Here is a 22,865-nt window from a genome sequence, read left to right as displayed (position 1 = left end):
GGACGGAAGAGGCCGTGGAGCGCCGGTGGGGGATCAGGCGGGGACGGCCGGATCACCCGACGTGTGACGGGCGGCCCTGCCCTTCGGGACGACCAGCGGGGTGCCGGTCTCCGGGTCGGGGATGACCCGGCAGTCGACGTCGAACACGTCCTTGACGAGGTCGGCGTCGAGTACGTCGGCGGGCTTGCCCGCGGCGGCCAGCTGCCCGTCCTTGAGGACGACCAGATGGTCCGCGTACCGGGCGGCCTGCCCGAGGTCGTGCAGCACCATCACCACGGTGCGGCCCGCCTCGGCGTGCAGATCGGCCACCAGATCGAGTACGTCGAGCTGGTGCCGCAGATCGAGGAAGGTGGTCGGCTCGTCGAGGAGAAGGAGTTCGGTGTCCTGCGCCAGGGCCAGGGCGATCCAGGCGCGCTGGCGCTGTCCTCCGGAGAGCCGGTCCACCGACTGGTCGCGAAGCCCGGCGGTGCCGGTGCGCTCCAAGGCCGCGTCCACCGCCGCCTGGTCGGCCTTGGACCAGGGGCTGAGGAAGGTCTGGTGCGGGTAGCGGCCCAGGCGTACGAGCGCTTCGACGGTGATGGCGTCGGGCGTGACCGGCTGCTGCGGCAGCAGGCCCATCCGGCGGGCAAGGGCACGCGCCGACATGCGGTGGATGTCCGCGCCGTCCAGGGCCACACTGCCGCCGGCCGGGGCGAGCAGGCGGGACAGGCCCCTGAGCAGCGTCGACTTGCCGCAGGCGTTGGGGCCGACGATGGCGGTGACGGCGCCGCCGGGCAGCGTCACGTCGAGGCCGCCGACAACGACCTTCTCGCCGTAGCGCAGGTCGAGCCCGTGCGTGGAGAGCTGGTTGGCGGGGGACGCGTCGGCGGTGGACTTCTGCGTGGGCGTCTGGGTGGGGCTCATGCGGCACTCCGGTTGACGGGCCTGCTCTGGCGGATCATCAGGACTAGGAGCCAGGGGGCGCCGAGCGTCGCGGTGACGACACCGACCGGAAGCCCGGACACCGGCAGCAGGTGCTGCACAAGGAGGTCCGACGCGAGCAGCAGGACGGCGCCCGCGAGCCCCGTCAGCGCTAGCGTCCCCGGCGTCGGCGGGCCCGCGACGAACCGCACCAGATGCGGCACCGCGAGCGCGACGAACGCCACGGGGCCGGTGAGCGCGGCGGCGAGCGAGGCCAGGACGATGGCGGTGAGCAGGAGTTGGAGCCGCGCGGTGGAGGGGTTCAGGCCGAGCCCGCCCGCCGACTCGTCGCCCAGATCCAGGACGGCGAGCCGCCGCTGCAGGGCGAACGCGGCGAGCAGCGCAAGGGCCACCGCGCCTCCCGCGGCGCCCACTTCGGTCCAGGTGCGCCCGTAGAGGGAGCCGGTGGTCCACTGCAGTGCGGAGCTCGCGAGCTCCGCGGGGAAGCGCACGACCATGAGGTTCACCGCGGCGGCCAGACCCGCCTGGACGGCGAGGCCGACGAGTACGAGCCGCGTGACGGTGAGCCCCGAGCGCCAGCCGAACACCCCGAGCAGCAGCGCGGCGAGCAGCCCGCCGCCGAGCGCGGCCACCGGGATCAGCGTCTGCGACGCCCCGGTGGCGAGCAGCACCACGGCGCCGAAGGAGGCACCGCCGGTCACGCCCATCACGTCGGGCGAGGCCAGGGGGTTGCGGAACACGCGTTGCAGCAGCGACCCGGCGATGCCGAGCCCGACACCGGCGATGAGCGCGGCGGTCATCCGGGGCGCCCGGAAGTCCTGTACGACGAGGACGTCGCCGGGGTCGCCGAGTCCGACCAGGCCGCGCAGCGCGACGGAGGCGGAAAGAGGAATCTGCCCGGTCGTCAGGGCGAGCGTGACCAGGACGAGGAGGAGAGCGACGGCGCACAGGGCGAGCAGCGCGACACGGCGGCGCTGCCGGTCGCGCGCCCCGGTCGGCGCGGCCTTGACATCACGTACGGCGAGGACGGTCATCGGGCCACCTTCCGGGCGAGGACCGCGAGGAGCGGTGCGCCGAGGAAGGCGCTGACGATGCCGACCTCCAGTTCGGAGGGGCGCACGACGACCCGGCCGAGCACATCGGCGGCCAGGAGCAGCAGGGGTCCTGCGATCAGACAGCCCGGTACGAGCAGCCGGTGGTCGGAGCCGACCGCGAGCCGCACCAGGTGCGGGGCGGCGAGCCCGATGAAGGCCACGGGCCCGGCGATCGCGACCGCCGAACCGGCGAGCAGCACGACCGCGATCCCGCCGGTCACCCGGATCCTGGCCACCGGCACGCCGAGCGCCTGCGCCGAGTCGTCGCCCAGGGCGAGGGCGTTGAGGGCGGGCGAGATCGCGAGGGCGACGACCAGGCCGATGACGAGGGTGGGAAGCACCGGCCAGAGCACGTCGAGGGTGCGCCCGGAAAGGGACCCCGCGAGCCAGAAGCGGGCCTCGTCCAGGGTGCGTTCGCTGGCCAGCATCACGGCCTGGGTCCAGGACAGGAGCACCATCTGCAGCACCACGCCGCCGAGGGCGAGCCGCACCGGGTCGAGATCGCCGGCGCGGCGGGCCAGGAGCTGGGCGAGCATCCCGGCCCCGGCGGCTCCGGCGAAGGCGAACCAGAGGTACTCGATGGGCTGGGTGAGATGGAGGGTGTAGATGGCGACGACCACCGCAAAGCCCGCGCCCGCGTTGATGCCGAGGGTGGTCGGCGAGGCGAGGGGGTTGCGGGTGATGCCCTGGGCGACCGCTCCTGCCACGCCGAGTGCCGCGCCGACGGCGAGCGCCACGACGGTGCGCGGCAGCCGCAGCCCCGTGACCACGATCGCGTCCCGCCCCTCGGCGTCGCCGAAGAGGGCGTCGGCCACCGTGGACAGCGGCACGGGGCGTGACCCCAGGGCCAGGCTCAGCGCGGCGCACAGCACCAACGCGCCGAATCCGGCGATGAGTAGGGGGATCCGCCGTGCGGAGAGGCCACCCGATGGGGTGGCCTGATCGATCTTGGACACGAGGGTGGAGTTTAGGTTAGGCATACCTAAAGCTGTCAACCGGCTGTGAGCGAAGCGTTACCTGTGGCGGTGACGGTGTGCGGCGCGTCCTCCCGAAGAGGCGCGACGGCGAGAAATAAGGTAAGCCTTACTTGGTCGCGGTGGACGCTCCGCCGACGGACGACCGATCGACCTGCCCTGCCCTCCGAGGAGTACGAGTGCCGCTGACCGTGGCCCCGGCGATGGCGCCGACCGCCACCGCCCTGAGCCCCGCCGCCCTGCTTGCCGCGACCTACCAGAGGCTCGCCGCGCGGTGCGAGACGCTTGCCGTCACGGTCGCGAAACGTGACTCCGCGGCACGTCAAGGGTGGCTCACCGGCGCGGAGTTGGCGGAGCGGCAGGACGCCCTTGCGGCGTTCGTCGATGCCGAGGCCGCGCGCATCCGGGCCGGCCACGACCACATGCCCCGGCCGGACGTCGCCGCGTCCCGTGCGCTGCACGGCTATCTCTGGTCCGTCTCGCTGCTGATGAGCGGCGCGTGGTACCTGGAACGGCGCGTGCCGCGCATCCGGCCCGCCGATGTGCGGGTCGACCTGGCGACCGGGGACTTCGAGGTCGTCCCCGGCTCCTTCGCCTGTTGCCCCGACGATCCGGCCGCCGGACTCCCCGGCGTCCGGGTGCTGCCGGACGAGGAGTCGCTGCGCACCGAACTGCGTGCGGCGGTGGTCGCGCACATGCGGCCGCTCCTCGATGCGATCGGCCCTCAACTGCGGCGCGGGCCAAGGGCGTTGTGGGGCATGGCGGGCGACGATCTGATCTCCGGGATCTGGTACCTGGGCCGGATGCTCGGACAGGAGGAGGAGTCGCTGCGGGCCGTCGACGCCCTGCTTCCCGGCCCCGTCGAACCCTTCCCCGGCGGCGCCGCCTTCCGGCATCTGACGACCCGGGACGGGGCGCGCCATCCGACCCGGACGCGCCTGGGCTGCTGCCTCTACTACACGATCCCGGCCACCGACGCGTGCGGGACCTGCCCCCGCGTCTGCGACGCTGAACGGCTGCGCAGGCTGGAGGCGGAACGTGCCGGTGACTGAAGGGGCCTGAGCGCGGCGCCACCTGCGCCGCCGCGCCGCCGCGCCGATGTCTCCGCTCCCCGTAGCATCGCGCCGACGCCCACGACAGGAGCCGCCCATGTCCCGGTCCACGACTGCGCCCTCCGGGCCGTTCGCGGTGCCCGTCATCGACATCACGCCGTACGTGGCGGACGGCGGCCCGGAGGCCGAACGCGCCCGCGTGGCACGGGAGATCGACGACGCCTGTGCCCGCGTCGGCTTCGTCCAGATCCTCGGCCACGGCATCCCCGACGCGATCCTGGACGGCCTGACCGGCGCCGTGGACGGCTTCTTCGCCCTGCCCCTGCCGACGAAGAAGACGTACCGGGTCACCGGGGCGAACCGCGGCTACAGCCCGCCCAAGAGCGAATCGCTCAGCCTGAGCCTCGGCGTCGAGTCCGCGGCGCGCATGAACGACTTCTTCGAAGCCTTCAACATCGGCACGGAAGCCCGCTCATTCCCCGGACTGGACCTCTCCGAGGACGACTACGGACTCAACGTCTGGCCCGCCGAGGTACCCGGCTTCGAACCTGCGGTGCGGGGCTACTTCGAGCAGGCCGGCCGGGTGGCCCGCACCCTCACCCGGATCTTCGCCGACGCCCTGGGGGAGCGGCCGGACTTCTTCGAGCCGCTCACCGACCACTCCATCGACGTACTGCGCATGAACAACTACGCGCTGCCGGAAGGGACCGTCGCCCTCGACGGCGACCTGATCGGCATGAGTGAGCACACCGACTTCGGCCTGGTCACCGTGTTGTGGGCGGACCAGGTCGCCGGCCTTCAGGTGCTCGGGGCCGACGAGGTCTGGCACGACGTGGCCCCCGTCGACGGCGCGCTCCTGGTCAACCTCGGCGACCTCACCGCCCGGCTCACCAACGACCGGTGGATGTCCACGCTGCACCGCGTGAAGCCGCCGATCGTCGACGGCGGCATCGTCCGGCGGCGCTCCGCCGCGTACTTCCACGACGGCAACGTCGACGCGGTCATCGCCACCCTGCCCAGCCATCTGGACGCCGCCGACGAACTGGCCTATGAACCGATCCTCGTACGCGACCACATCAAGGCGAAGCTGGCGGGCTCCCGGCAGGGCAAGGCGAACGTGGCCGCCGTCCGGGAGGCGGCGCGGGTGCTCGCCGCCGCCGAACGGGAGGGCCGGGCCTGAACTGCCGCTCGTGTCAGGCCTGTTCGTGGGCGGCGCGGATCGCCTCCACGGCCTGCACGATGTTCGCCTCGGCGGTCGCCTTGTCGATGCCGAGGCCCGCGAGCGTGCCCGCTCCGTCCTCCGCCTCGAGGAGCGCGAGCAGCAGGTGCTCGGACCCGATGTAGTTGTGGCCGAGGCGCAGGGCCTCACGGAAGGTCAGTTCGAGGACCTTCCGCGCGGGGGCGTCGTACGGAATGAGGTCGGGCACCTCGCCGACCGCGGGCGGCAGGGCGTCGGTGATCCTCTCGCGTACGACATCGAGGTCCACGCCCTGCGCGACGATCGCCTTCGCGGCGAGCGCGTCCGCTTCGGTGAGCAGGCCGAGGGTGAGGTGAGCGGTGCCGATCTCGGCGTTGCCGCCGGCCCGCGCCTCCTCCTGCGAGGCCATGACCACCTTCCTGGCCCGCTCGGTGAAGCGGCTGAAGCCCTGCCCGGGATCGAGATCCGACGCGTCGCCGGGATCCTTGGGCACGAACCGCTTCTGCGCGGCCTGCCGGGTGACGCCCATGCTCTTGCCGATGTCCGTCCAGGAGGCGCCCGAGCGGCGGGCCTGGTCCACGAAGTGGCCGATGAGATGGTCCGCGACGTCGCCGAGGTGATCCGCGGCGATGACGGCGTCGGTGAGCTGGTCGAGGGCGTCCGTGTGGACCTTCTTGATGGCGTCGATGAGGTCGTCGAGACGGATGGGATGCGAGGGCTGCGTCATGTGTCAACCGTAGGTTGACAGTCCTTTGGCCGTCAACCCCGAGTTGACACTTCCGGCTGCTCTGACTGCTCCGCCTACTCCGCCCAAGGGGAGTTCCGGATCACCTCGACGAAGTCGCCGCGGGTGTGGCCCGGGACGAAGTGCGCGAGGACATCGGCCTTCACATTGCCGAAGGCGGTCTCCGGCTTGGGCGCGACGCCCTCGGCGAAGGCTTCCAGGATGCGCCGCTTGAAGTCGGGGCGCGGGTGCAGCGCGGTGATCGCGGCACGGTCGTCGGCCGTCAGGTCGTCGTAGCCGATGCCCAGGACGTCGTACTCGACGCCGGCGGTGACCAGCGCGACCTCAGGCTCCATGAACTCGGGGACACCGGGCGTCGTGTGGAGGGCGATGGCCGTCCACACCCGGCGCACGCCGTCCTCGGGAACGCCGTGGCTCCGCAGGAAGCGCCGCGCCTCGTCGGCGCCGTCCACCTCGAAGCGGCGGCCGCTGCCGTGGAACCGCTCGGCCAGTCCCAGGTCGTGGAACATCGCCCCGATGTAGAGCAGTTCGGGATCAAAGCTCAGCCCGCGCCGAGCGCCCCGCAGGCTGCCGAACCAGAAGACGCGGCGGGAGTGGTGGTAGAGCAGCTCGCTCGTCGTGTCCCGCACCAGCTCGGTGGCCGCGGCGGCGAGCGCGGTGTCGGGGACGGAGACTCCGGCGGCGGTGGAGGTGTCGGTGGCGTTCATGGAGTAACTCCTGATTCCTTCTTCTGTCTTCTGTCTTCGGTGGTGGGCCGGGCGTTGGTGGCCTCGGCGCCCGGTGGGATCCAGCCTGCTCGCGGCGGGCGCCGCACGGCCATGTCCCTGTGGACAGGTACCCCACACATCTGGACATGCTCTCCGGCTACCGTGGACCCGTGCCCAAGGAGCCGGACCGACCCCGCCCCCACCATGTGTACGTCCTCGCCTTCGACGGCGTACGCCTGCTCGACGTCGCCGCACCGCTGGAGGTCTTCACCACCGCCGCCCGCTACACCGGAGGCGGCTACGCGGTGCGGGTCTGCACCCCCGACGGGCAGGACGTCACGACGTCGACCGGACTGCGGATCGCGGCCGACCTGTCGGCGGCCGATGTGCGCCGCGCGGACACCCTGATCGTGCCGGGCCACGCCGAACGCGTGACGTTCGCAGGACGGGCCGAACTCGTCGACCTTGTGGGTCAACTGGCCGACTCCGCCCGGCGGTTGGCCTCCGTGTGCACGGGAGCGTTCGCGCTCGCCGCCGCGGGCCTCCTGCGCGGGCGCCGGGCCACGACGCACTGGGAGCACGCGGCGCAACTCGCCCGGCTGTACCCGGACACCGACGTGACGGCGGACGCCATCTACGTCCAGGACGGCCCGGTCTTCACCTCGGCCGGGGTCACCGCGGGCATCGACGTTTGCCTGGCCCTGGTCGAGCAGGACCACGGTCCCGACCTCGCCCGCCGGGTCGCCCGTGACCTCGTCGTCTTCCTGCAACGGCCGGGCGGGCAGTCCCAGTTCTCCGCCGCGTCGCGCACCCCGCCGACCGGCCACCCGGTGCTCCGCCCGCTCCTGGACGCGATCGCGGCCGACCCGGCGGCCGACCACCGCCTCGCCGCCCTGGCCGCGAAGGCCGCGGTCAGCCCCCGCCACCTGACCCGCCTCTTCAACCAGCAGCTCGGCACCACCCCGGCCGCGTACGTGGAGTCCCTCCGCTTCGAGGCAGCCCGCATGCTCCTCGAACGCGGCGCCGGTGTCACGGACGCGGCCGAGCGCAGCGGCCTCGGCAGCGACGAGACACTGCGCAGGGCCTTCGCCCGCCACCTGGGGACGACACCGTCCGCGTACGCGGCGCGCTTCCGTACGACGGCGGTCAGAGCGTGACGTGGCGCTCCGCGGAAGTGCGGTACTCGTCCGCGGGTCCGTCGTGGCTGGTCGCGCAGTTCCCCGCGCCCCTTCGGCGGTCGGCCTCCGCCCAGCGCACCACAGGCCCCATCGCCAGCCCCGTGACGAGGAAGATGCCTCCCAGGAGGAGCCATCCCGGTACGCCCCACATCACCAGGAGCGAGGTGAGCAGGAGCGGGCCGAGGGTGCGGGCGACGGGGACGCCGGTGCCGAAGAAGCCCTGGTACTGGCCTATTTGGTGGGCGGGGGCCAGGTCGAAGCCGAGCTGCCAGGAGCCCGCGGACTGCTGCATCTCGGCGACGACCTGGAGCACTGCGCCCACGACGAGGACCGCCACCGTCGCCCACACCGGCAGGCCCGCGGCCGAGCAGGCGAAGACCACGCACGACGCGAGCATGACCAGGCCGGAGCGCCGCACCGCGCGGATCGCGGTGCGCGGTCCGTCGATATCGCGGGCCATCCGCACCTGGAAGGCCATCACCGCAAGGGTGTTGAGGACGAAGAGCGCCGAGACAAGCCAGCTCGGCGCGTTGGTCCGCTCCACGATCCACAGCGGAACGGCGAGGCTCAGGAGCGGCATCCGAAGGAGCAGAACCGCGTTGAGCGCGGTGACGACGGCGTAGGGCCGGTCCCGGAGCACCGCGAGGCGCGGCTCGCCCTTCGCGCGGGCCGGGGAGCCCGGCACCACGGGCAGCCGCAGCAGCGTGACCGCGCAGAGCAGGAAACCGGCCGCGTCCAGCGCGAAGACCGCCAGGTACGCCTCGCGCGTGTCATGGCGCAGGGCGAGCCCGCCGAGCGCGGCGCCCACGGCGAGCCCGGCGTTGAGCGTCGACTGCAGGTGGGCGAGGACGCCCGTACGCGCCGATGGCTCCACGAGTCCGGCGAGCAGTGCCTGCCGCGCCGCGGCGAGCCCGCACTGCGCGACGGCGTACAGGACGGCGGTGAGGAGGAAGGGAACGAAGGACCGGATGAACAGGAAGGAGCCGACCGACGCGCTGGTGGCCAGGGCGAGCAGCACGGCCGTTCCGCGCGGCCCCTTCCGGTCGGCGAGCGCGCCGAGCGGGACACCGGTGACGGAACCGATCGCCCAGGCGATGGTGAGCGCGAGCCCGATCTGGGTGGGGGAGAGGCCTACGACGCGGGTGAAGTAGAGGGCCGAGGTCACGTAGTAGGCGCCGTCGCCCAGGGAGTTGCTCAGCTGGGCGACGGCGAGCACGCGTGGCGCTCCGGTCGGCGGAAGGATCTGATGCGGCACAACTCTCCCCAGGTCAGCGGCGGTTGGGCCGTCTGGCGAATGTCCTGATGGGGAGAGGTTAGGCAGCTGAGTGGTCCGGTCCATGGACCATTTGCAGGGTGCTGGCTTGGGCCAATTGGAGCGGCCGCTGAGAGCGGACGTCACGCCTTTGCTAGGCCCCCGGCCGACGCACCATGTACACGTCGATCGGGTCCTGCTCCTCGACGCTGAACCCATGGCGTTCGTACAGCCGCCTTGCGGCGCTGCCCTGCAGGACGTTCAGGCGGACGAGGTCGCCGGCGGCGTCGGTCCGGTCGAGCAGTGTCCGCAGCACGGCCGAGCCGAGGCCTCGGCCCTGAAGGGCGGGGTCGAGATAGAAGTGCTCGAGCCACTGCCCGTCATCGGCGGGACGCAGCGTGACGCAGCCCGCGAAGGCGCCGTCGACGACGATGACCGAGGTGTGCCGGGGAGAGAAGGAGTCCCGCAGCCGCCGGCGCACCCGGTGCTCGTCGAAGCGGCCGAGCCGCTCCAGATCCGGGCGCATCACCGTCGCCCGCAGCTCGGCGATCACCTCGACGTCCGTGGGCTCGGCGGCCCGCAGGGCCCAGGCCGGGGCGGGAAGCTTCACCGGCGACTCGTCTGTACGTGTGTTCACGGCCGCAGTATCCCTGGCCGTCGCCTGACGGCACGGAGTCGTCTCATCGGCGGCCTGGCAGCGGGCGCAGACACCGCTCAGTTCGAGGGTGTGCTCAAGACCGGCGAAACCGGTGCTCTCGCCGAGGCGCTCGGCCCACCGCTCGACGACCTCGGCGTCGACCGGCTGACTGCGGCCGCAGCAGCGGCAGATCAGGTAGTGACTGTGCTCGTCCGTGGGCCGCTGCAGATACAGCCGCTCGCCGCCTTCATCGCGTACGACGTCGACGACTCCGGCACGGCCCAGCTCGCGCAGGGTGCGGTAGACCGTGGTCAGCCCGACCGTGCTGCCGGAGGCGGCCATCACGGCGTGCAGTTCCTGCGCGGAGACGAAGTCCTGGCACCGGCCAAGCGTTTCGAGGACGGCGGTGCGCTGCCGAGTCCTGCGCAGGCCCCGCTCGGCGGCGCGGGTGTCCCGCGTGGCCGGCGGGGCCGCCGTCCGGGCATGGCTCATGGGGGCTCCTTGGCGGAACGGTGCCGGGTCGTGGAGCCCCCATGTTAAATGAACACGGTTTTCAAGTCGACGAGGGTTGCCGGCTGCCCACAAGGGAAGCCTGCGCCCGGCGTCGGACCTAGCTCGCCTGCTTCTCGTACCCCACGAGCCGCACGCACACGGTCAGTCCCTCGATGGCCTGCTCCAGCTCCGTGAGCCCCGGGTAGCTGGGCGCGATGCGGATGGTGGCGTCGCGCGGGTCGTCACCGTACGGGTGGGTGGCGCCGGCCGGGGTCAGCACGATGCCCGCGTCGGCGGCACGGCGCACGACCTCCTTGGCGCAGCCGTCCGGCACCTCCAGGGTGACGAAGTAGCCGCCCTTGGGGTCGGTCCACCGGGCAAGGCCGGTCGATCCGAGCTCGGCGTCCAGGATCCGGGCAACCGTCTCGAACTTCGGCTGGAGCAGTGCGCGCTGGCGCTCCATGTGGGCCCGCACACCGTCGGCGTCCCGCAGGAACAGGACGTGCCGCAGCTGGTTGATCTTGTCAGGGCCGATCGACCGCTTGGAGTTGTTGGCGACCAGCCACTGCACGTTCGCCGGGGACGAGCCGAAGAAGGCGACACCCGCGCCCGCGGCGGTGATCTTCGAGGTGGAGCCGAACACGAAGGCGCGGTCGACGTGGCCCGCGTCCGCGCAGGCGGCGAGCAGATCGGCGATCTCGGCGGGCTCGTCGGTGAGGTGGTGGGCGGCGTACGCGTTGTCCCAGAAGATCCGGAAGTCGGCCGCGGCGGTCTCCATGCGGGCAAGGCGCGCCACGGTCTCGTCGCTGTACGTGACACCGTCGGGGTTGCTGTACTTCGGGACGCACCAGATGCCCTTGACCGCCGGGTCCTCGGCGACGAGGCGCTCCACGACGTCCATGTCCGGGCCGCCGGCCGTCATCGGCACCGGGATCATGTCGATCCCGAACCGCTCGCAGAGCGCGAAGTGGCGGTCGTAGCCGGGCACCGGACACAGGAAAGCGATCCGCTCCTGGTCCACCCAGCGGGACTCGGCCCCCGGCAGCACGCTCAGCAGGGCGTGCACCAGGCAGTCGTGCATCAGCTCGAGGCTGGAGTTGCCGAGCGCGAGCAGCTGCCCGGCCGGCACCTGCAGCACACCGGCGAAGATCTCCCGGAGCTCGGGCAGGCCCTGCAGACCGCCATAGTTGCGTACGTCCGTGCCGTCGGCGGCGGTGTGCCGCCCGCCCGGCAGGCTCAGCAGGTCGTCGGAGAGGTCGAGCTGCTCGGGCGCCGGCTTGCCCCGCGTGAGGTCGAGCTTGAGCCCGCGGGCGACAAGGGCCTCGTAGTCCTGCAGGGCCCGCTCGCGGAGCCCGCTCAGGGCGTCGGCGCTCAGCTCGGTGGTCATGGGTGTGTCCTCTCACTGCTGGTGGCGCGGCCCGTACTGGCGCCGGGGGGCTTCCGTACTGCCTGCCGAGGATACAAACCGGCAGGACCGGGCACGGCCGCCGGGGCGTCCCGGCATACCCTCATCGGCATACCCTCGGGGAATGGTGCAGAGCGCGGCTGAAGACGTGACCGGCTACCTTGCCGAGGTCCCCGACGGGCGCAGGCCCGCCCTGACCCGGCTGCGGGAGCTACCTGCTGCGCGGCGAGGTGCGCGAGGCCTTCGAGGGGCGTCTTGCCGGACACGACATGGGCAAGGGCTGCCTGCGGTTCCGCAAGCCGGAGAGCATCGACTTCGACCTGGTGCGGGATCTGCTCAGGGCGACTGCGGCGCTGCCTGTGTGACCCGGCCCCTGAGCGCCTTCTCCTCGGCGTCCGCGAGCCAGAAGAGCAGCGGGGACAGCACCAGTTCGAGCACGCCGAGGGCGACCTGGAAGTCGTGCGGCCACCCGTCCACAGCCAGCGAGAGCAGCCGCCCGAGCGCGCCGAGCAGGAACACTCCGGTCAGCACCCGCACCGCCGCCGCGGGGATCGGCGACTGGCGGGCCGCCCAGAGCCAGGCGAGGCCGTACCCCGCGAAGATCGCGCCGAAGAACCGGCCGAGGCTGTCGATCGTCGCGCCGGCCGATTCCGCGCCCGGGATCGAGGCGTTCCCGAGCAGCACGTGAAAGAGCCCGATCGCCACACACGCGTACCCCATCGCGAGGACGAGCCCGCGGAGCACCTTCGCTCTGGTCATGATCAACCATCCCCCAACCGCCAGTAGACACGTCCACCACGCCTCGAACAGATAGTAGACATGCGTAAGATCGCGCACCCAACGCCGGTGCGCAGCGGGGCCGGCATCGACACAGAGCTCTGGAGCGGGGACATGGGCGAGGCGACGGCGCGGCGGCTCGGTGCGGGGAAGTATCTGCTGGTCACCAGCTACCGCAGGAACGGCACCCTGGTGCCGACCCCCGTCTGGGTGGTGCAGGACGGCACCGCCCTTGGCGTCTGGACCGTCGCGGACTCCTGGAAGGTCAAGCGGATCCGCAACCGGTCCGACGTCCTGGTCGGCCCCTGCGATGCGCGGGGCAATCCCACCGGCGAGCAGATCCCCGCCACCGCCGAGATCTGCGACCCCGCGCAGACGGCCCGCTACCGCACCCTCATCACCCGCAAGTACGGCCTGATCGGCAGGCTGACCCTGCTCGGCAGCAGGCTCCGGCGCGGCCTCGACGGGACGGTGGGGATCCGCATCACGCTCACGGACGGCACCGACGCCACTGATGGCACGGGCGTCACCGACGCGTCGCCGAGCTGAGCTCGGCACGCCCTTCCGCACTCGCCTCCGTACCCGCGTCCGTACCTGCCTCCGCGTCGATCTCCGACCGGAAGGCGACGGCCATCTCGCGTGCCTGCCGCAGCCCGATCCGGGTGAAGTCCCGCTCAAGATCGGCGAGTTCGGCCAGCGTCTCGGCCCGGTCGCGGCCGAGCCGGGCGCGTGACTTCACCAGGCCGAGCCGTGAGAGGGCGATGCCGCGCGGCTCCCGCATGGCACGGAACTCCTCGAGCGCGATGGCGTACGTCTCGCGCGCCTCCCCGTAACTCCCGTCCCGGTACAGGACGTTGCCGCGCATCTTGTGGTTGTAGGCGAGCGCGCTCGCCAGATCCATGGCGCGGCAGATGACCTCCGCCTCCGACAGGAGTTCAAGGGCCCGCTCCGTCTCGCCGCGCAGCGACAGGACGTCGGCGACCCCGCGCAGCGACCAGGCGCGCCCCCGCGCGTCCTGCGCGTCGGTCGCTATCCGGACGCACTCGGTGAACAGTTCGAGGGCCTCGGCATGGTCGCCGGCGTTGCGCCGCATCTGCGCTATGCCGGACATCGCCCACACCATGTGCCGCGCCTCGCCGTGCGCCCGGCCCTGTTCGAGCAACTGCTCGTGCAGCGCCGCGACGGCCGCGTAATCGCCCTGGATACGTCCCGTCTCGGCGAGCCCGGCCAGCGCATAGCCATGGGCGAGCCGGTCCCCGCTGTCGGCCGCGAGTGTGACCCCCCAGGCAAGCAGCCGCCGGGCGAGCCGCAGTTGCCCGCACTGGCGGGCGAGTGTGCCGCCGCTCCACAGCGCCCAGGCCATGGCGCCGGCGTCCCCCGCCGCACGCGCGCTGCGGTAGCTCTCCCGCCAGGCCGCACGTGCCTCGTCCACCCGGCCGAGCCGCCGTCCCGCCTCGGCGAGGGCGAGTGCGGCGCGCGCCCTCTCCAGTGCGGTGTCCGCATGGGAGAGGGCGCGGCCCGCCGCCGCGTGCACCTCCTCGTAGGAGGAGTTCACTCCAAGCGCCGAGCCCAGTTCCCCCTGGTACTCGGGCGCGAATGCCTTGCCGTGCATAGATCCATGACCTCTCGATCAACTCCGTACGCCGGTCTCCGTACGTTGATCAAGAAGCTACGAGCGGTGCGTGGTGCGGCGAATCCCTCCGTGTATGGGTCATTCCGTACGACTCCAGGGCTACGGGTGGGGCCCATGGTCATCATCGGGACGTACGGGGGAGTCGGGGTCCGCGGTCGTCAGCCGGCGTCCTGCGCGGTGTCCGGCGTGGCATCGAAGGCGGGCATGTCGTCGAAGACGGCAACGGCGTCGGCAGCGGCGGCGACCGTGGCGGCACCGGCGGCGGAGCCCGCCGTCGCCGCCTGAAGTGCAGAGATGCACGCGGCGATCGACTGCTGCAGCTCTTCGAGGCGCAGCAGCATGTCGTCCTCGTAGATGTCGTCGACCTCGGCGTCGTCGAAGGTCAGCTCCTCGAAGACCTTCGTCGCCTTCTGCAGGCTGCTGTAGAACTTCGCGCGGCGCTCCTGGACCCGAAGCTGCGGATCGCTCTGGACGGTCTGCGCGACCAGGTCCTTCACGGTGTCGTACGCCTCGCGGGCCCACTCGCCGGAGTCCTCGCCGTCGTCAAGCTCGTCGATGAGGGACAGATGCCGCTCGGCCTCCTCCTTCAGCTCGGCGGGCGCGTCGATGAGCTGGCCCGCCGGGGTCTTGACCTGCCCCTTGTCGACGATCTGGCGTACGTAGTCGACCCGGTCGCCCGCCTTGGCCTCGGCCGCGACCGCCTTCTTCAGGTCGTCGGCGCGGACGATGTCGCGGACGAGCTCCGTACGCAGCGCCGGGTCCTCGTCGAGCCGGTCCATCAGCGCCTTCCGCGCCGCCTCTGCGGTGCCGGGGTCGGCGAGGATCGCGGCCCTGAGCGCCGTCGGGTTTTCGGCCACCTCCAGCGCCTTGGTGGGGCGGATGCCCTCGGCCTCTGCGGCCTCCGTGATCGCGTTGCCGCGCGGGGTGAGGGCGCTGGAGCGGGACGTGTAGTACGTCAACCAGGCGTCGGCGTCCGGAAGTTCGATGTCCACGCCGGGCGTGAGCGTCTCGAAGTGCGGGACGAGACCGTCGTCGGCCGCCTTGTCCCAGGCCTTGTAGTAGCGCATGACGCGGTCGGCCGAGCAGCCGGCCAGCTCGCTGAACTCCTTCGCCGAGACCTTCGGCGTCTCGTCGGCGGCCTGCTCCTGCGGGCTCTGTCCGCCGGGCCGCACACTGCGCGCGACCTTCAGGGCGAAGGCCCAGCCGCCGGTCCGTGCGTAGGCCCCGAACTCGCGGGCGTCCCGGGCCACCGGGTCGGGCACGTCGGCCGACGGGGCGGCCGCGGCGGCGGCCGCGGTGTCGGTGGACGTGTCGGCTGCGTCGGACGGCGCAATGGCAAGAGTCACGAAAGGTTCTCCTGGATGGGTATGACAACTATCTGCGAGCTGACTCGCAACCTTATCGCCTCTATTGGCCTGGTATGAGAGCGAGTTGTTCAGGCCAAAACCACCGGCCAAGGGTGCGGAGTCAAGGCTTCCGGCACGGTGGGCTTCTCCGGGGGTCCTACACGAGGTGATCACATCTCCTCCCCGAGGATGACCCTGTGTATGGAGCACTACAGCGACCGTGGGCCGATAGTCCGGCTCTGAGTCGGACTTCCCGGGCCGATCCTGCCCGGATATTAGAGGGGAACCTGCTGACCGCCCTGACGTGCACCGATGTGACGCCGGGCACAGTCACCCTGCCTGCCAATCCCGACGGGGGTCCCTTTCGCCGTGGCTACGTTCCTCTACAAACTAGGCCGCCTCGCCTTCCGGCGACGCCGCTATGTGGCACTGATGTGGGTGGTGCTGCTGGCCGGCGTCGTCTTCTCCTCGTCCGCGGCACCCGCACCGCCCGAAGACTCCTTCTCCATGCCGGGAACGGAGTCCCAGAAGGCCTTCGACCTCCTCGACGAGAAGTTCCCCGCGGCCAGCGCGGAGGGCGCCACGGCCCGCGTCGTCATCCGGGCCCCCGAGGGCGAGAAGCTGACCGAGTCCGGCCCCAAGGCCGACGTCGAGAAGCTGGTCAAGACCCTGGGCGCAGGTCCGCAGGTCTCCGAGGTCGCCGACCCGTACAAGGCGAACGCGGTCAGCAAGGACGGCACCACCGCGTACGCGTCCGTCACGTACAAGGTCAACGCCCAGGAGCTCACCGACAAGGCGCGCGACGCGCTGACCAAGGCCACCGACGACACCCGCAAGACGGGCTACACCGTCGAGACCGGCGGCGACGCGGTCATGGCCGAGCAGGAGATGGGCGGCTCCGCCGAACTCATCGGCATCGCGGTCTCCGCGGTCGTCCTGATCATCACCTTCGGCTCGATGGTCGCCGCGGGCATGCCGCTGCTCACCGCCATCATCGGCGTGGGCATCGGGGTTTCCGGCATCGCCGCACTCGGCAGCGTCCTCGACCTCTCCGCCACCACGTCGACGCTGGCGATGATGATCGGCCTCGCGGTCGGCATCGACTACGCCCTCTTCATCGTCTCCCGCTTCCGGGCGGAGATAGCCGACGGCCGCGAACCGGAGGACGCCGCGGGCCGCGCCACGGGCACCGCCGGTTCCGCCGTGGTGTTCGCCGGACTCACCGTCATCGTCGCGCTGTCCGGCCTGGCGATCGTCAACATCCCGATCCTCACCAAGATGGGTCTGGCCGCGGCGGGCACCGTCGCGATCGCCGTCCTCATCGCCCTCACCATGATCCCCGCGCTGCTCGGCTTCGCGGGCAAGAAGGTGCTGCGCCGCAAGGACCGCAAGAAGTCCCCCGCCGAGCTGCAGGACCCGAACGCCAAGCCGAAGCTGGGCACCCGCTGGGCGCGCTTCGTACTGCGCCGCCCGCTGCCGGTGCTGCTGCTCGCCGTGGTCGGCCTCGGAACCGCCGCCGTACCGATGGCGAGCCTGGAGCTCGGCCTTCCGGACGAGGGCACGTCCGCTCCGGACACCACGCAGCGCAAGGCGTACGACATCCTGTCGGACTCCTTCGGCGCGGGCTTCAACGGCCCGCTGATGGTCACCGTCGACAAGGACAAGGGTGCGGGCGCCGCCGCGGCGGCCGACACGGTCGGCAAGGAGATCGCCAAGATCGACGGCGTCGCGGCCGTGGCGCCTGCGCAGGCCAACAAGAGCGACGACACCGCGATCTTCAACGTCGTACCGAAGACCGGTCCGAGCGACCACAAGACCGAGGAAGCGGTCAAGGAGATCCGCTCGACCGTCGACGGACTCGGGGACAAGACGGGATCCGAGGTCCTGGTCACCGGCGCGACCGCCATGACCATCGACTTCTCGCAGACCCTGGACGACGCGCTGCTTCCCTACCTGGGTCTCGTCGTCGGCCTGGCCTTCCTGCTCCTGATGCTGGTCTTCCGCTCGGTCCTCGTACCGCTCAAGGCGGCACTCGGCTTCCTGCTCTCGGTGGCCGCCGCCCTCGGCGCAGTCGTCGCGGTCTTCCAGTGGGGCTGGCTGGCGGACATCGTCGGCGTGGACCAGCCGGGCCCGATCATGAGCATGATGCCGATCTTCATGATCGGCGTGGTCTTCGGCCTTGCCATGGACTACGAGGTCTTCCTCGTGACGCGGATGCGTGAGGCGTACGTCCACGGGGCGCGGCCGGGCGAGGCCGTCGTCACCGGCTTCACCCACGGCGGACGCGTCGTCGCGGCCGCGGCGGTCATCATGATCAGCGTCTTCTCCGGCTTCATCATGGAGAACGACGACATGATCAAGATGATGGGCTTCGGCCTGGCCATCGCTGTCCTCTTCGACGCCTTCGTCGTCCGCATGGCGATCGTCCCCGCCGTCCTCGCCCTCCTGGGCAAGTCGGCGTGGTGGCTGCCGAAGTGGCTCAACCGGCTGCTTCCGAACGTCGACGTGGAGGGCGAGAAGCTGCACAAGCAGCTGGGCGACGTCCCGTCGGCGTCGCACGCCGACCGCGACAGGGAGCTGGAGTCCGTACGCGGCTGAGCACCTGACGCTCCGGTAGGAGCCCCCTCAGTCAGCCCGGTGGCCGTTCTCACAGCCACCGGGCTGACGCCTGTCCTGGCGTCCGGCGTCAGCGGCCGGCCCGGCGGCCGAGCACGAGGCAGCCCGCTCCGGCGGCCACGGCCGCGGCCGCGACGCCGGCGAGCATCCACAGGGTGGTGTCGCCGGTCTCCGCCAGCTCGGGCGGGCGCGTGGAGGGGGTGCTGGCGGGCGTCGAGGGCGTCGGGGTGTGGGGCGGTGTCGGAGTCGGGGTTTCCGCGGGGGGAGTGGAGCTCGGCTTGGGCGTGTGGGTGTGGGTGTGGGTGTGACTGGGGGTGGGTGCGGGTGACGTGTGCGGGGTTTCGTGTCCGTGGCCCATGGGATGCGACGGCGCGTCCGAGGGGGTGGTCCCGCCCTCGGAACGCGGCCCTGGCGTCTCTTCGTCTCCGTGGCCCGGCAGTTCCCCGTCCCCGGACGGGGAACTGCCGGGGTCCTGCATCCATGGCTGCTGCCCGTGGTCCTGTCCCATGGCCGGTCCGCCCATCTGCGCCGGCGGCGACTCGCCGGTGCGATGCAGGGCCGGCCCGGCCGGTGACGGGTCGTCGGCGGCCGCTGCCGTCAAACTGCCCGTGGTGGCCAGCACGGCCAGGCAGCCGGAAACGGCCAAGTGCCTTACGCGGATCTTCATTGACGCATCACTCCATGCTTTTCGCCTCGTTGCGCTGGTGTGACTATCGGACGTGGGGTGCCGATGGGTGGCGGGGCGCGCCGGGGGAAGGGGCCGGATCACCCCGTTGTCCGAGGGGCCGCAGGGTCCTTCTGCCGCCCTTTCCTGCGTACCGTCGGCGTATGGCACACCTCTCCCAACGGCTCGCAGAGGCCGTCGACGCGCTTCCCGTCGAGCCGCATCTGCGGGTCCTGGAGATCGGCTGCGGGCCCGGTGCGGCAGCCCGGGCCGTCGCGGCGCGGCTGGACACCGGGCACATCCTGGCGATCGACAGGTCCGCCGCGGCGGTGGCCCAGGCGCGGATCGCCTGCGCGGCGGAGATCGCGTCCGGCCGTCTCGCCGTGCGCCGGTGCGCCGCCGAGGACTTCGTCCCGGAGCCCGGCGAGGGCCCCTTCGACCTCGTCTTCGCGTTCCGGGTCGGCGCGCTCGACGGCCGCCACCCGGAAGCGGGCGCCCGCGCCATGCCCCGCATCGCCGCCGCGCTGGCGCCCACGGGGCGGCTCTTCATCGATGGGGGAGACCCGTTGAGGGAGCTGCACGTTCCGAGGTGACCCCGGGGGCACCCGGCAGACCGATCAGAGCTCCCTGGTCCCTCGGTAGTTGAGCGCAAGGTCGCGGAGCACGGCCTCGTCAGTTGCCCTGACCTCCCACAGCGAGCTGTCCACCTCCGTCAGGACCATCACCAGGGCACCGTCGGCGAAGCCGCTTGCCTCGGCGTCGATCAGTTGCAGAGCGGGGGTCGTCAGGGAGAGCAGCGTCAAGGTGCCCATGCCGGTGCCTGCGGAGCGGCGTTCCAGCTCCGCGCAGCGGGGATCGACCATCTCGTCGATCTCCAGACGCCAGCGCAGCGCCAGGCCATGGCTTCCGAGTCGGACCAACAGTTCGGCGAGCGTCACGTAGTGAGGCCCCTGCCAGGCCTGGAAAACGATCCCCTTCATGCTGCGTCCTCTCGCCATGCCCTTATGTCTAAATGAGTTGCCCCCTCCCCCGCACGTTCCCCAGAATCCGCGCATGACCACGATCGCGAAAACCGCCGCCCTGCCGCTGTCCGCCGCCGCCCGCCCGGTGCGCGTACAGCAGCAGCCCGGCTGTCCGTGGAGGCCCGAGCTCGCGCACCTGTGATCGAGGCCCTGGTCGCGGGTGCGCTCGCCGGGTATGGCATCGCCATGCCGGTCGGGGCGGTCGGGACCTATCTCGTGGCGCTCACCGCGCGGACGTCCCTGCGCACCGGTGCCTGCGCCGCGTTGGGGATAGCTACCGCCGACGGTCTCTACGCGCTGGTCGCCATGATCGGGGGGACCTCGCTCACCCGCGTACTCGAACCGATCATGGATCCGCTCCGCTGGGCCTCGGCCGTGGTGCTCATCGCGCTCGCGGTTCAGGGTGGCGCGAAGGCGATTCGGCAGCACCGGGCCCGACGGCGGTCGGCGGACGGGGCCGCCCCGGTCGCCATCGGGCCCGCGAGGGCCTATCTGAGCCTGGTCGGGATCACCCTCCTGAACCCCGTCACCGTCGTGTACTTCGCCGCGCTCGTCCTCGGCAGCGGGACCGACACCGCCCACGACCGGCCGGCGCAGGCGGCGTTCGTGCTGGCCGCCTTCGTCGCGTCCGCGAGCTGGCAGCTGCTGCTCGCGGGCGGCGGGGCGCTGCTCGGCCGGGCGCTGACCGGCGGCCGGGGGAGGCTGTGGACGGCGCTCGCGGCCAGTGCCGTGACCGGTGCGCTCGCCGTCCACCTGCTCATCAGCGGTTAGCGGTCCGCGTACACCATCCAGACCTGGCCGCGGGCGAACGGCATCCGGGAGCCGCCGGGACGCGTGAAGGACGTACCGCCGGTGGCCTCGGAACGCTTCCAACGGGTGCTGTACGCCTTGCCGTTGCGCAGGACCACGGCCCGGCCGCTGCCCACCGTCTTGATGTACGGGGGCGCCGCGCCCCCGAGGTAGTGCGGGCCGGGACCCCGTCGAAGGACGCAAGCCAGCGGCCCTGCCGGGGCGACCAGCGGAAGGTGTGGCTCGCCGATGAGTAGCGGACGGTGCGCTTCTGGGCGGGGTAGCCGCCGGCCGGAGCAGGGCCGAAGCGGAAGCCGATGTCGGTGGGCAGGCTGGCCTTGGGGGCCGAGCTGAGCAAGGACTTGGGGTGTACGAACAGGTCGTGCGGGGCGGGGCGGTGGGCGCTGCGGAAGTAGGCGCTGGGGACGCGGCTGTGCGGGCGGATGTACAGCGGTGACTCCCGGAGCATCTTCTTGAGCGAGCTGCGCACCCCCGAGTACGCGAGCGCCGGGCGGCCGAACTGCCGCAGCAGCTCGACGTCGGACTTCCGGGCGCTGCGCACCGGACCGAGGGTCTTGGGGATGCGGCTCGAGTACACGCCCATCAGCCGGCTCACGCCGCCCTCGACCTTCTCCACGTAGACGATGTCCGCCTGCGCGATACCGGTGTGCGGCCGTGCCGACCGCGCGTTGTCGAACTTCACCGCGAGCACCGGGCCCTGACGCGCCGCAAGGCCGGTGAACGGTGACCGGTCGCGCGGCGCGGCCTTGTCGTCGGCCGAGGCGCTCTCGTGTGCGGCGCCCAGGCCGAGCGCGCCCACGGCGACCACGGCGAGGAGTCGCGTGCCGATGCGGGTGCGGCGCCGGATCCCGGCCGACGGTGCTGTCATCGCGGCTCTCCGTCCGTCCGTGAACCGGGGGTCCGCGGACCTGCCGTACGTACGTGGATGTCGCAGCCGCGGTCCTTCCTCCGGGGCGGCCGCGGTGAACCCGGTTGGGGCCATCCAGCCGTCGGGACTCACCGAGGGGGTGTACGCGCCGGACCCTCCCGCGGGCCCGGCGCGGTCCCTCGCCGTCAGGCGGTGTGGAGGGTCAGCCCGTACCGCGCGAGGATCTCGTTGACCGGCTGGTGCCAGGTCTCTCCCCCGCCGCTGCAGTTGCCCCAGCCGCCCGATGTGACGCCCTGGGCCTGGTCGCCGCTGATGAACGAGCCGCCGGAGTCGCCCGGTTCGGCGCAGACGCTGGTCTTGGTCATCTGGTGGACGGCGCCCTGGCTGTAGTTGACGGTCTCGTTCTTCGCCAGGACGGTGCCGCAGTGCCAGTGCGTGGTCGAACCGGAGCGGCAGACCGACGCCCCCACCGGCGCTTCGGCCGAACCGCGCACCAACTGGTCGGGGACGGTGCCCCAGCCGAGCACCACAGGCACGGTCCACCATCCGTTGCCGACGCTGACGTACGCATAGTCGTCACCGGGGAAGGAGGAGCCCTGGAAGCTGCCGATGCCCGAGCCGTCCCAGCCGCGCACCGCGGCCCCGGCCTGCCCGCAGTGGCCCGCGGTGACGAAGCCGCCGTGCACCGAGAAGCCGATCGAGCAGCGGACGTTGCCCGTGTAGTAGGGGTCGCCGCCCACGGTCCCCGCGGCGAAGGTGGCCGGCGCGGCGCCGACCGTCTCGACCTGGACCGGGCCTGCACGGCGGGCCTTGTCGACGAAGCGCCGGACATCGTTGTCGTCCTTTTGAGCGGCGACGACGTTCACGACGACTGTGTTGCTGCGGGGCGCGACGTGCCAGCTGCTGACCCCGGAGGGGGCGGACAGCTCGTCGATCCGTTGCTTGGCGGCGTCCAGCTCCGTCGCGCTGTGGCGGACGATGCGGACCGCCGCGCCGGTCTCCCGCAGGGCGGATGCCTTCCGGGTACTGGTGGTCGCGACCGTCAGCCTGCCGGTGCCGGCGTCGTACCAGGAGCCGCCGTACGTCGATCCGGCGGTGCGCCGCGCCGTGCGGTCGACGGCGATGGCGGCCTTCTCGTCGGCGAGGCGCTCGCGCGCCTGGCCCGGCGTGAGGCCGAGGTCGTCCTGCAGTGCGGTGAGCATGCCTGCCGACGCGGGGGCGGCGGCGGGCCCGGGCGCGGCGTCGGCGGCGGGGGCGAGCGCGATGCTCGCCCAGGAGCCGATCAGGAGTAAGGAGGAGAGGCCGGCGCGGGCCGCGGTTCTGCGTCTCACGGTGGTGCCCTTCTGTCGTTCCAACGGGGTGGGGGAGGAACAGGGTGAAGAGAGCGCTCTCACGATGAGTTCAGGCGGAGTGTAGGAGTGGCTCGGCAGTCATGTCCATACCAACTCGCGTCACGGAAGCCGATCGTGCCGGG

The 22,865-nt window shown here is 71.9% G+C and carries 22 protein-coding genes and 3 pseudogenes; 8 read left to right on the top strand and 17 right to left on the bottom strand.

Features of this window, described 5'->3' with window-relative positions:
* Positions 1-33 precede the first annotated feature (33 nt).
* From AB0G47_RS16130 to AB0G47_RS16120, 3 genes are read right to left on the bottom strand one after another with little or no spacing between them, the layout of a single operon-like run.
* On the bottom strand, positions 34-903 hold the full coding sequence (locus tag AB0G47_RS16130) for an ABC transporter ATP-binding protein (protein ID WP_360769423.1): 870 nt from the start codon (positions 901-903) through the stop codon (positions 34-36).
* Complete coding sequence (locus tag AB0G47_RS16125; RefSeq protein ID WP_360769420.1) at positions 900-1,955, bottom strand: iron ABC transporter permease; 1,056 nt, start codon at positions 1,953-1,955, stop codon at positions 900-902. Before AB0G47_RS16125 ends, AB0G47_RS16130 begins: the two co-directional genes overlap by 4 nt.
* Positions 1,952-2,971, bottom strand: coding sequence for an iron chelate uptake ABC transporter family permease subunit (locus AB0G47_RS16120; RefSeq protein ID WP_360769417.1), 1,020 nt, complete (start codon positions 2,969-2,971; stop codon positions 1,952-1,954). Before AB0G47_RS16120 ends, AB0G47_RS16125 begins: the two co-directional genes overlap by 4 nt.
* 203 nt (positions 2,972-3,174) lie before the next feature.
* On the opposite strand from AB0G47_RS16120, the gene AB0G47_RS16115 reads away from it, so the two are divergent.
* Together AB0G47_RS16115 and AB0G47_RS16110 are read left to right on the top strand one after the other, a co-directional pair.
* Positions 3,175-4,041, top strand: a complete 867-nt coding sequence (locus AB0G47_RS16115) for a (2Fe-2S)-binding protein (protein ID WP_360769989.1) — start codon at positions 3,175-3,177, stop codon at positions 4,039-4,041.
* 97 nt (positions 4,042-4,138) lie between these two features.
* Positions 4,139-5,221, top strand: a complete 1,083-nt coding sequence (locus AB0G47_RS16110; protein WP_360769413.1) for a 2-oxoglutarate and iron-dependent oxygenase domain-containing protein — start codon at positions 4,139-4,141, stop codon at positions 5,219-5,221.
* Between the two features lie 13 nt (positions 5,222-5,234).
* Here AB0G47_RS16110 and AB0G47_RS16105 read toward each other — a convergent pair whose 3' ends face one another.
* Entirely contained in the window at positions 5,235-5,966 is a 732-nt protein-coding gene (locus AB0G47_RS16105; protein WP_360769411.1) for a Clp protease N-terminal domain-containing protein, read from the bottom strand.
* A gap of 74 nt (positions 5,967-6,040) precedes the next feature.
* Complete coding sequence (locus tag AB0G47_RS16100; protein WP_360769408.1) at positions 6,041-6,691, bottom strand: HD domain-containing protein; 651 nt, start codon at positions 6,689-6,691, stop codon at positions 6,041-6,043.
* A 170-nt stretch (positions 6,692-6,861) separates the two neighbouring features.
* On the opposite strand from AB0G47_RS16100, the gene AB0G47_RS16095 reads away from it, so the two are divergent.
* Positions 6,862-7,848 carry a DJ-1/PfpI family protein gene (locus AB0G47_RS16095; protein WP_360769405.1) on the top strand — a complete coding sequence of 329 codons (987 nt, stop codon included), beginning with the start codon at positions 6,862-6,864 and terminating at the stop codon, positions 7,846-7,848.
* Here the strand turns inward: AB0G47_RS16095 and AB0G47_RS16090 are convergent.
* The 4 genes and pseudogenes from AB0G47_RS16090 to AB0G47_RS16075 form a co-directional block, all read right to left on the bottom strand.
* Complete coding sequence (locus AB0G47_RS16090) at positions 7,838-9,124, bottom strand: MFS transporter (RefSeq protein ID WP_360769402.1); 1,287 nt, start codon at positions 9,122-9,124, stop codon at positions 7,838-7,840. The genes AB0G47_RS16095 and AB0G47_RS16090 overlap by 11 nt on opposite strands.
* A gap of 151 nt (positions 9,125-9,275) precedes the next feature.
* Positions 9,276-9,704, bottom strand: a complete 429-nt coding sequence (locus AB0G47_RS16085) for a GNAT family N-acetyltransferase (protein WP_360769987.1) — start codon at positions 9,702-9,704, stop codon at positions 9,276-9,278.
* Positions 9,705-9,848: 144 nt separating this feature from the next.
* Positions 9,849-10,250: pseudogene (locus tag AB0G47_RS16080) on the bottom strand (Fur family transcriptional regulator); the annotation flags it as partial.
* Between the two features lie 118 nt (positions 10,251-10,368).
* Entirely contained in the window at positions 10,369-11,637 is a 1,269-nt protein-coding gene (locus AB0G47_RS16075) for an aminotransferase class I/II-fold pyridoxal phosphate-dependent enzyme (RefSeq protein WP_360769399.1), read from the bottom strand.
* A 142-nt stretch (positions 11,638-11,779) separates the two neighbouring features.
* Here AB0G47_RS16075 and AB0G47_RS16070 point away from each other — a divergent pair.
* Positions 11,780-12,020, top strand: a pseudogene (locus tag AB0G47_RS16070) (DUF1801 domain-containing protein).
* Here AB0G47_RS16070 and AB0G47_RS16065 read toward each other — a convergent pair.
* Positions 11,992-12,414 (bottom strand): DUF4345 domain-containing protein, encoded by a 423-nt coding sequence (locus tag AB0G47_RS16065; RefSeq protein ID WP_360769396.1) that lies wholly within the window; start codon positions 12,412-12,414, stop codon positions 11,992-11,994. The pseudogene AB0G47_RS16070 and the gene AB0G47_RS16065 sit on opposite strands and share 29 nt — an antisense overlap.
* Positions 12,415-12,546: 132 nt before the next feature.
* Between AB0G47_RS16065 and AB0G47_RS16060 the strand changes: the two genes are divergently transcribed.
* Positions 12,547-12,981 carry a PPOX class F420-dependent oxidoreductase gene (locus tag AB0G47_RS16060; RefSeq protein WP_360769984.1) on the top strand — a complete coding sequence of 145 codons (435 nt, stop codon included), beginning with the start codon at positions 12,547-12,549 and terminating at the stop codon, positions 12,979-12,981.
* Here the strand turns inward: AB0G47_RS16060 and AB0G47_RS16055 are convergent.
* Both AB0G47_RS16055 and AB0G47_RS16050 read right to left on the bottom strand, forming a co-directional pair.
* Positions 12,959-14,044 carry a tetratricopeptide repeat protein gene (locus tag AB0G47_RS16055; RefSeq protein WP_360769393.1) on the bottom strand — a complete coding sequence of 362 codons (1,086 nt, stop codon included), beginning with the start codon at positions 14,042-14,044 and terminating at the stop codon, positions 12,959-12,961. The genes AB0G47_RS16060 and AB0G47_RS16055 overlap by 23 nt on opposite strands.
* A gap of 179 nt (positions 14,045-14,223) precedes the next feature.
* A complete protein-coding gene (locus tag AB0G47_RS16050) occupies positions 14,224-15,411 on the bottom strand; it encodes a hypothetical protein (RefSeq protein WP_360769392.1) in 1,188 nt (395 codons plus the stop codon).
* 369 nt (positions 15,412-15,780) lie between these two features.
* Here AB0G47_RS16050 and AB0G47_RS16045 point away from each other — a divergent pair, with 369 nt between their 5' ends.
* A complete protein-coding gene (locus AB0G47_RS16045) occupies positions 15,781-18,009 on the top strand; it encodes an MMPL family transporter (RefSeq protein WP_360769389.1) in 2,229 nt (742 codons plus the stop codon).
* 88 nt (positions 18,010-18,097) lie between these two features.
* Here the strand turns inward: AB0G47_RS16045 and AB0G47_RS16040 are convergent, their stop codons facing one another.
* Positions 18,098-18,694 carry a hypothetical protein gene (locus tag AB0G47_RS16040; RefSeq protein WP_360769386.1) on the bottom strand — a complete coding sequence of 199 codons (597 nt, stop codon included), beginning with the start codon at positions 18,692-18,694 and terminating at the stop codon, positions 18,098-18,100.
* A 161-nt stretch (positions 18,695-18,855) separates the two neighbouring features.
* On the opposite strand from AB0G47_RS16040, the gene AB0G47_RS16035 reads away from it, so the two are divergent.
* Positions 18,856-19,284, top strand: a complete 429-nt coding sequence (locus AB0G47_RS16035) for a class I SAM-dependent methyltransferase (protein ID WP_360769383.1) — start codon at positions 18,856-18,858, stop codon at positions 19,282-19,284.
* A gap of 24 nt (positions 19,285-19,308) precedes the next feature.
* Here AB0G47_RS16035 and AB0G47_RS16030 read toward each other — a convergent pair whose 3' ends face one another.
* Complete coding sequence (locus AB0G47_RS16030; RefSeq protein WP_360769380.1) at positions 19,309-19,671, bottom strand: hypothetical protein; 363 nt, start codon at positions 19,669-19,671, stop codon at positions 19,309-19,311.
* Positions 19,672-19,851: 180 nt separating this feature from the next.
* Here AB0G47_RS16030 and AB0G47_RS16025 point away from each other — a divergent pair, with 180 nt between their 5' ends.
* The gene (locus AB0G47_RS16025) at positions 19,852-20,484 is read left to right on the top strand and encodes a LysE family transporter (RefSeq protein ID WP_360769378.1); all 633 of its coding nucleotides are present in this window, start codon (positions 19,852-19,854) and stop codon (positions 20,482-20,484) included.
* Here AB0G47_RS16025 and AB0G47_RS16020 read toward each other — a convergent pair.
* The 3 genes and pseudogenes from AB0G47_RS16020 to AB0G47_RS16010 all read right to left on the bottom strand — a co-directional run bounded on the left by AB0G47_RS16020 (position 20,481) and on the right by AB0G47_RS16010 (position 22,722).
* On the bottom strand, positions 20,481-20,621 hold the full coding sequence (locus tag AB0G47_RS16020; RefSeq protein WP_360769981.1) for a DUF3048 C-terminal domain-containing protein: 141 nt from the start codon (positions 20,619-20,621) through the stop codon (positions 20,481-20,483). The genes AB0G47_RS16025 and AB0G47_RS16020 overlap by 4 nt on opposite strands.
* 275 nt (positions 20,622-20,896) lie before the next feature.
* A pseudogene (locus tag AB0G47_RS16015) lies at positions 20,897-21,391 on the bottom strand (DUF3048 domain-containing protein); the annotation flags it as partial.
* Between the two features lie 185 nt (positions 21,392-21,576).
* The gene (locus tag AB0G47_RS16010) at positions 21,577-22,722 is read right to left on the bottom strand and encodes a S1 family peptidase (RefSeq protein WP_360769375.1); all 1,146 of its coding nucleotides are present in this window, start codon (positions 22,720-22,722) and stop codon (positions 21,577-21,579) included.
* Positions 22,723-22,865: the final 143 nt, after the last annotated feature.

The organism is Streptomyces sp. NPDC021622, from assembly GCF_040640795.1.
In the GTDB taxonomy this organism is placed as follows: domain Bacteria; phylum Actinomycetota; class Actinomycetes; order Streptomycetales; family Streptomycetaceae; genus Streptomyces.
Note: the sequence above shows the minus strand (reverse complement) of the source record. Positions and strands in the feature narration are given on the sequence as shown.

What these genes read in the sequence shown, in the direction of transcription:
- AB0G47_RS16035 (WP_360769383.1), top strand. Translation starts at nt 18,856, where the DNA reads ATGGCACACCTCTCCCAACGGCTCGCAGAGGCCGTCGACGCGCTTCCC.
- AB0G47_RS16065 (WP_360769396.1), bottom strand. Translation starts at nt 12,414, where the DNA reads ATGACCAGAGCGAAGGTGCTCCGCGGGCTCGTCCTCGCGATGGGGTAC.
- AB0G47_RS16055 (WP_360769393.1), bottom strand. Translation starts at nt 14,044, where the DNA reads ATGCACGGCAAGGCATTCGCGCCCGAGTACCAGGGGGAACTGGGCTCG.
- AB0G47_RS16030 (WP_360769380.1), bottom strand. Translation starts at nt 19,671, where the DNA reads ATGAAGGGGATCGTTTTCCAGGCCTGGCAGGGGCCTCACTACGTGACG.
- AB0G47_RS16060 (WP_360769984.1), top strand. Translation starts at nt 12,547, where the DNA reads ATGGGCGAGGCGACGGCGCGGCGGCTCGGTGCGGGGAAGTATCTGCTG.
- AB0G47_RS16100 (WP_360769408.1), bottom strand. Translation starts at nt 6,691, where the DNA reads ATGAACGCCACCGACACCTCCACCGCCGCCGGAGTCTCCGTCCCCGAC.
- AB0G47_RS16125 (WP_360769420.1), bottom strand. Translation starts at nt 1,955, where the DNA reads ATGACCGTCCTCGCCGTACGTGATGTCAAGGCCGCGCCGACCGGGGCG.
- AB0G47_RS16105 (WP_360769411.1), bottom strand. Translation starts at nt 5,966, where the DNA reads ATGACGCAGCCCTCGCATCCCATCCGTCTCGACGACCTCATCGACGCC.
- AB0G47_RS16075 (WP_360769399.1), bottom strand. Translation starts at nt 11,637, where the DNA reads ATGACCACCGAGCTGAGCGCCGACGCCCTGAGCGGGCTCCGCGAGCGG.
- AB0G47_RS16040 (WP_360769386.1), bottom strand. Translation starts at nt 18,694, where the DNA reads ATGAAGATCCGCGTAAGGCACTTGGCCGTTTCCGGCTGCCTGGCCGTG.
- AB0G47_RS16130 (WP_360769423.1), bottom strand. Translation starts at nt 903, where the DNA reads ATGAGCCCCACCCAGACGCCCACGCAGAAGTCCACCGCCGACGCGTCC.
- AB0G47_RS16110 (WP_360769413.1), top strand. Translation starts at nt 4,139, where the DNA reads ATGTCCCGGTCCACGACTGCGCCCTCCGGGCCGTTCGCGGTGCCCGTC.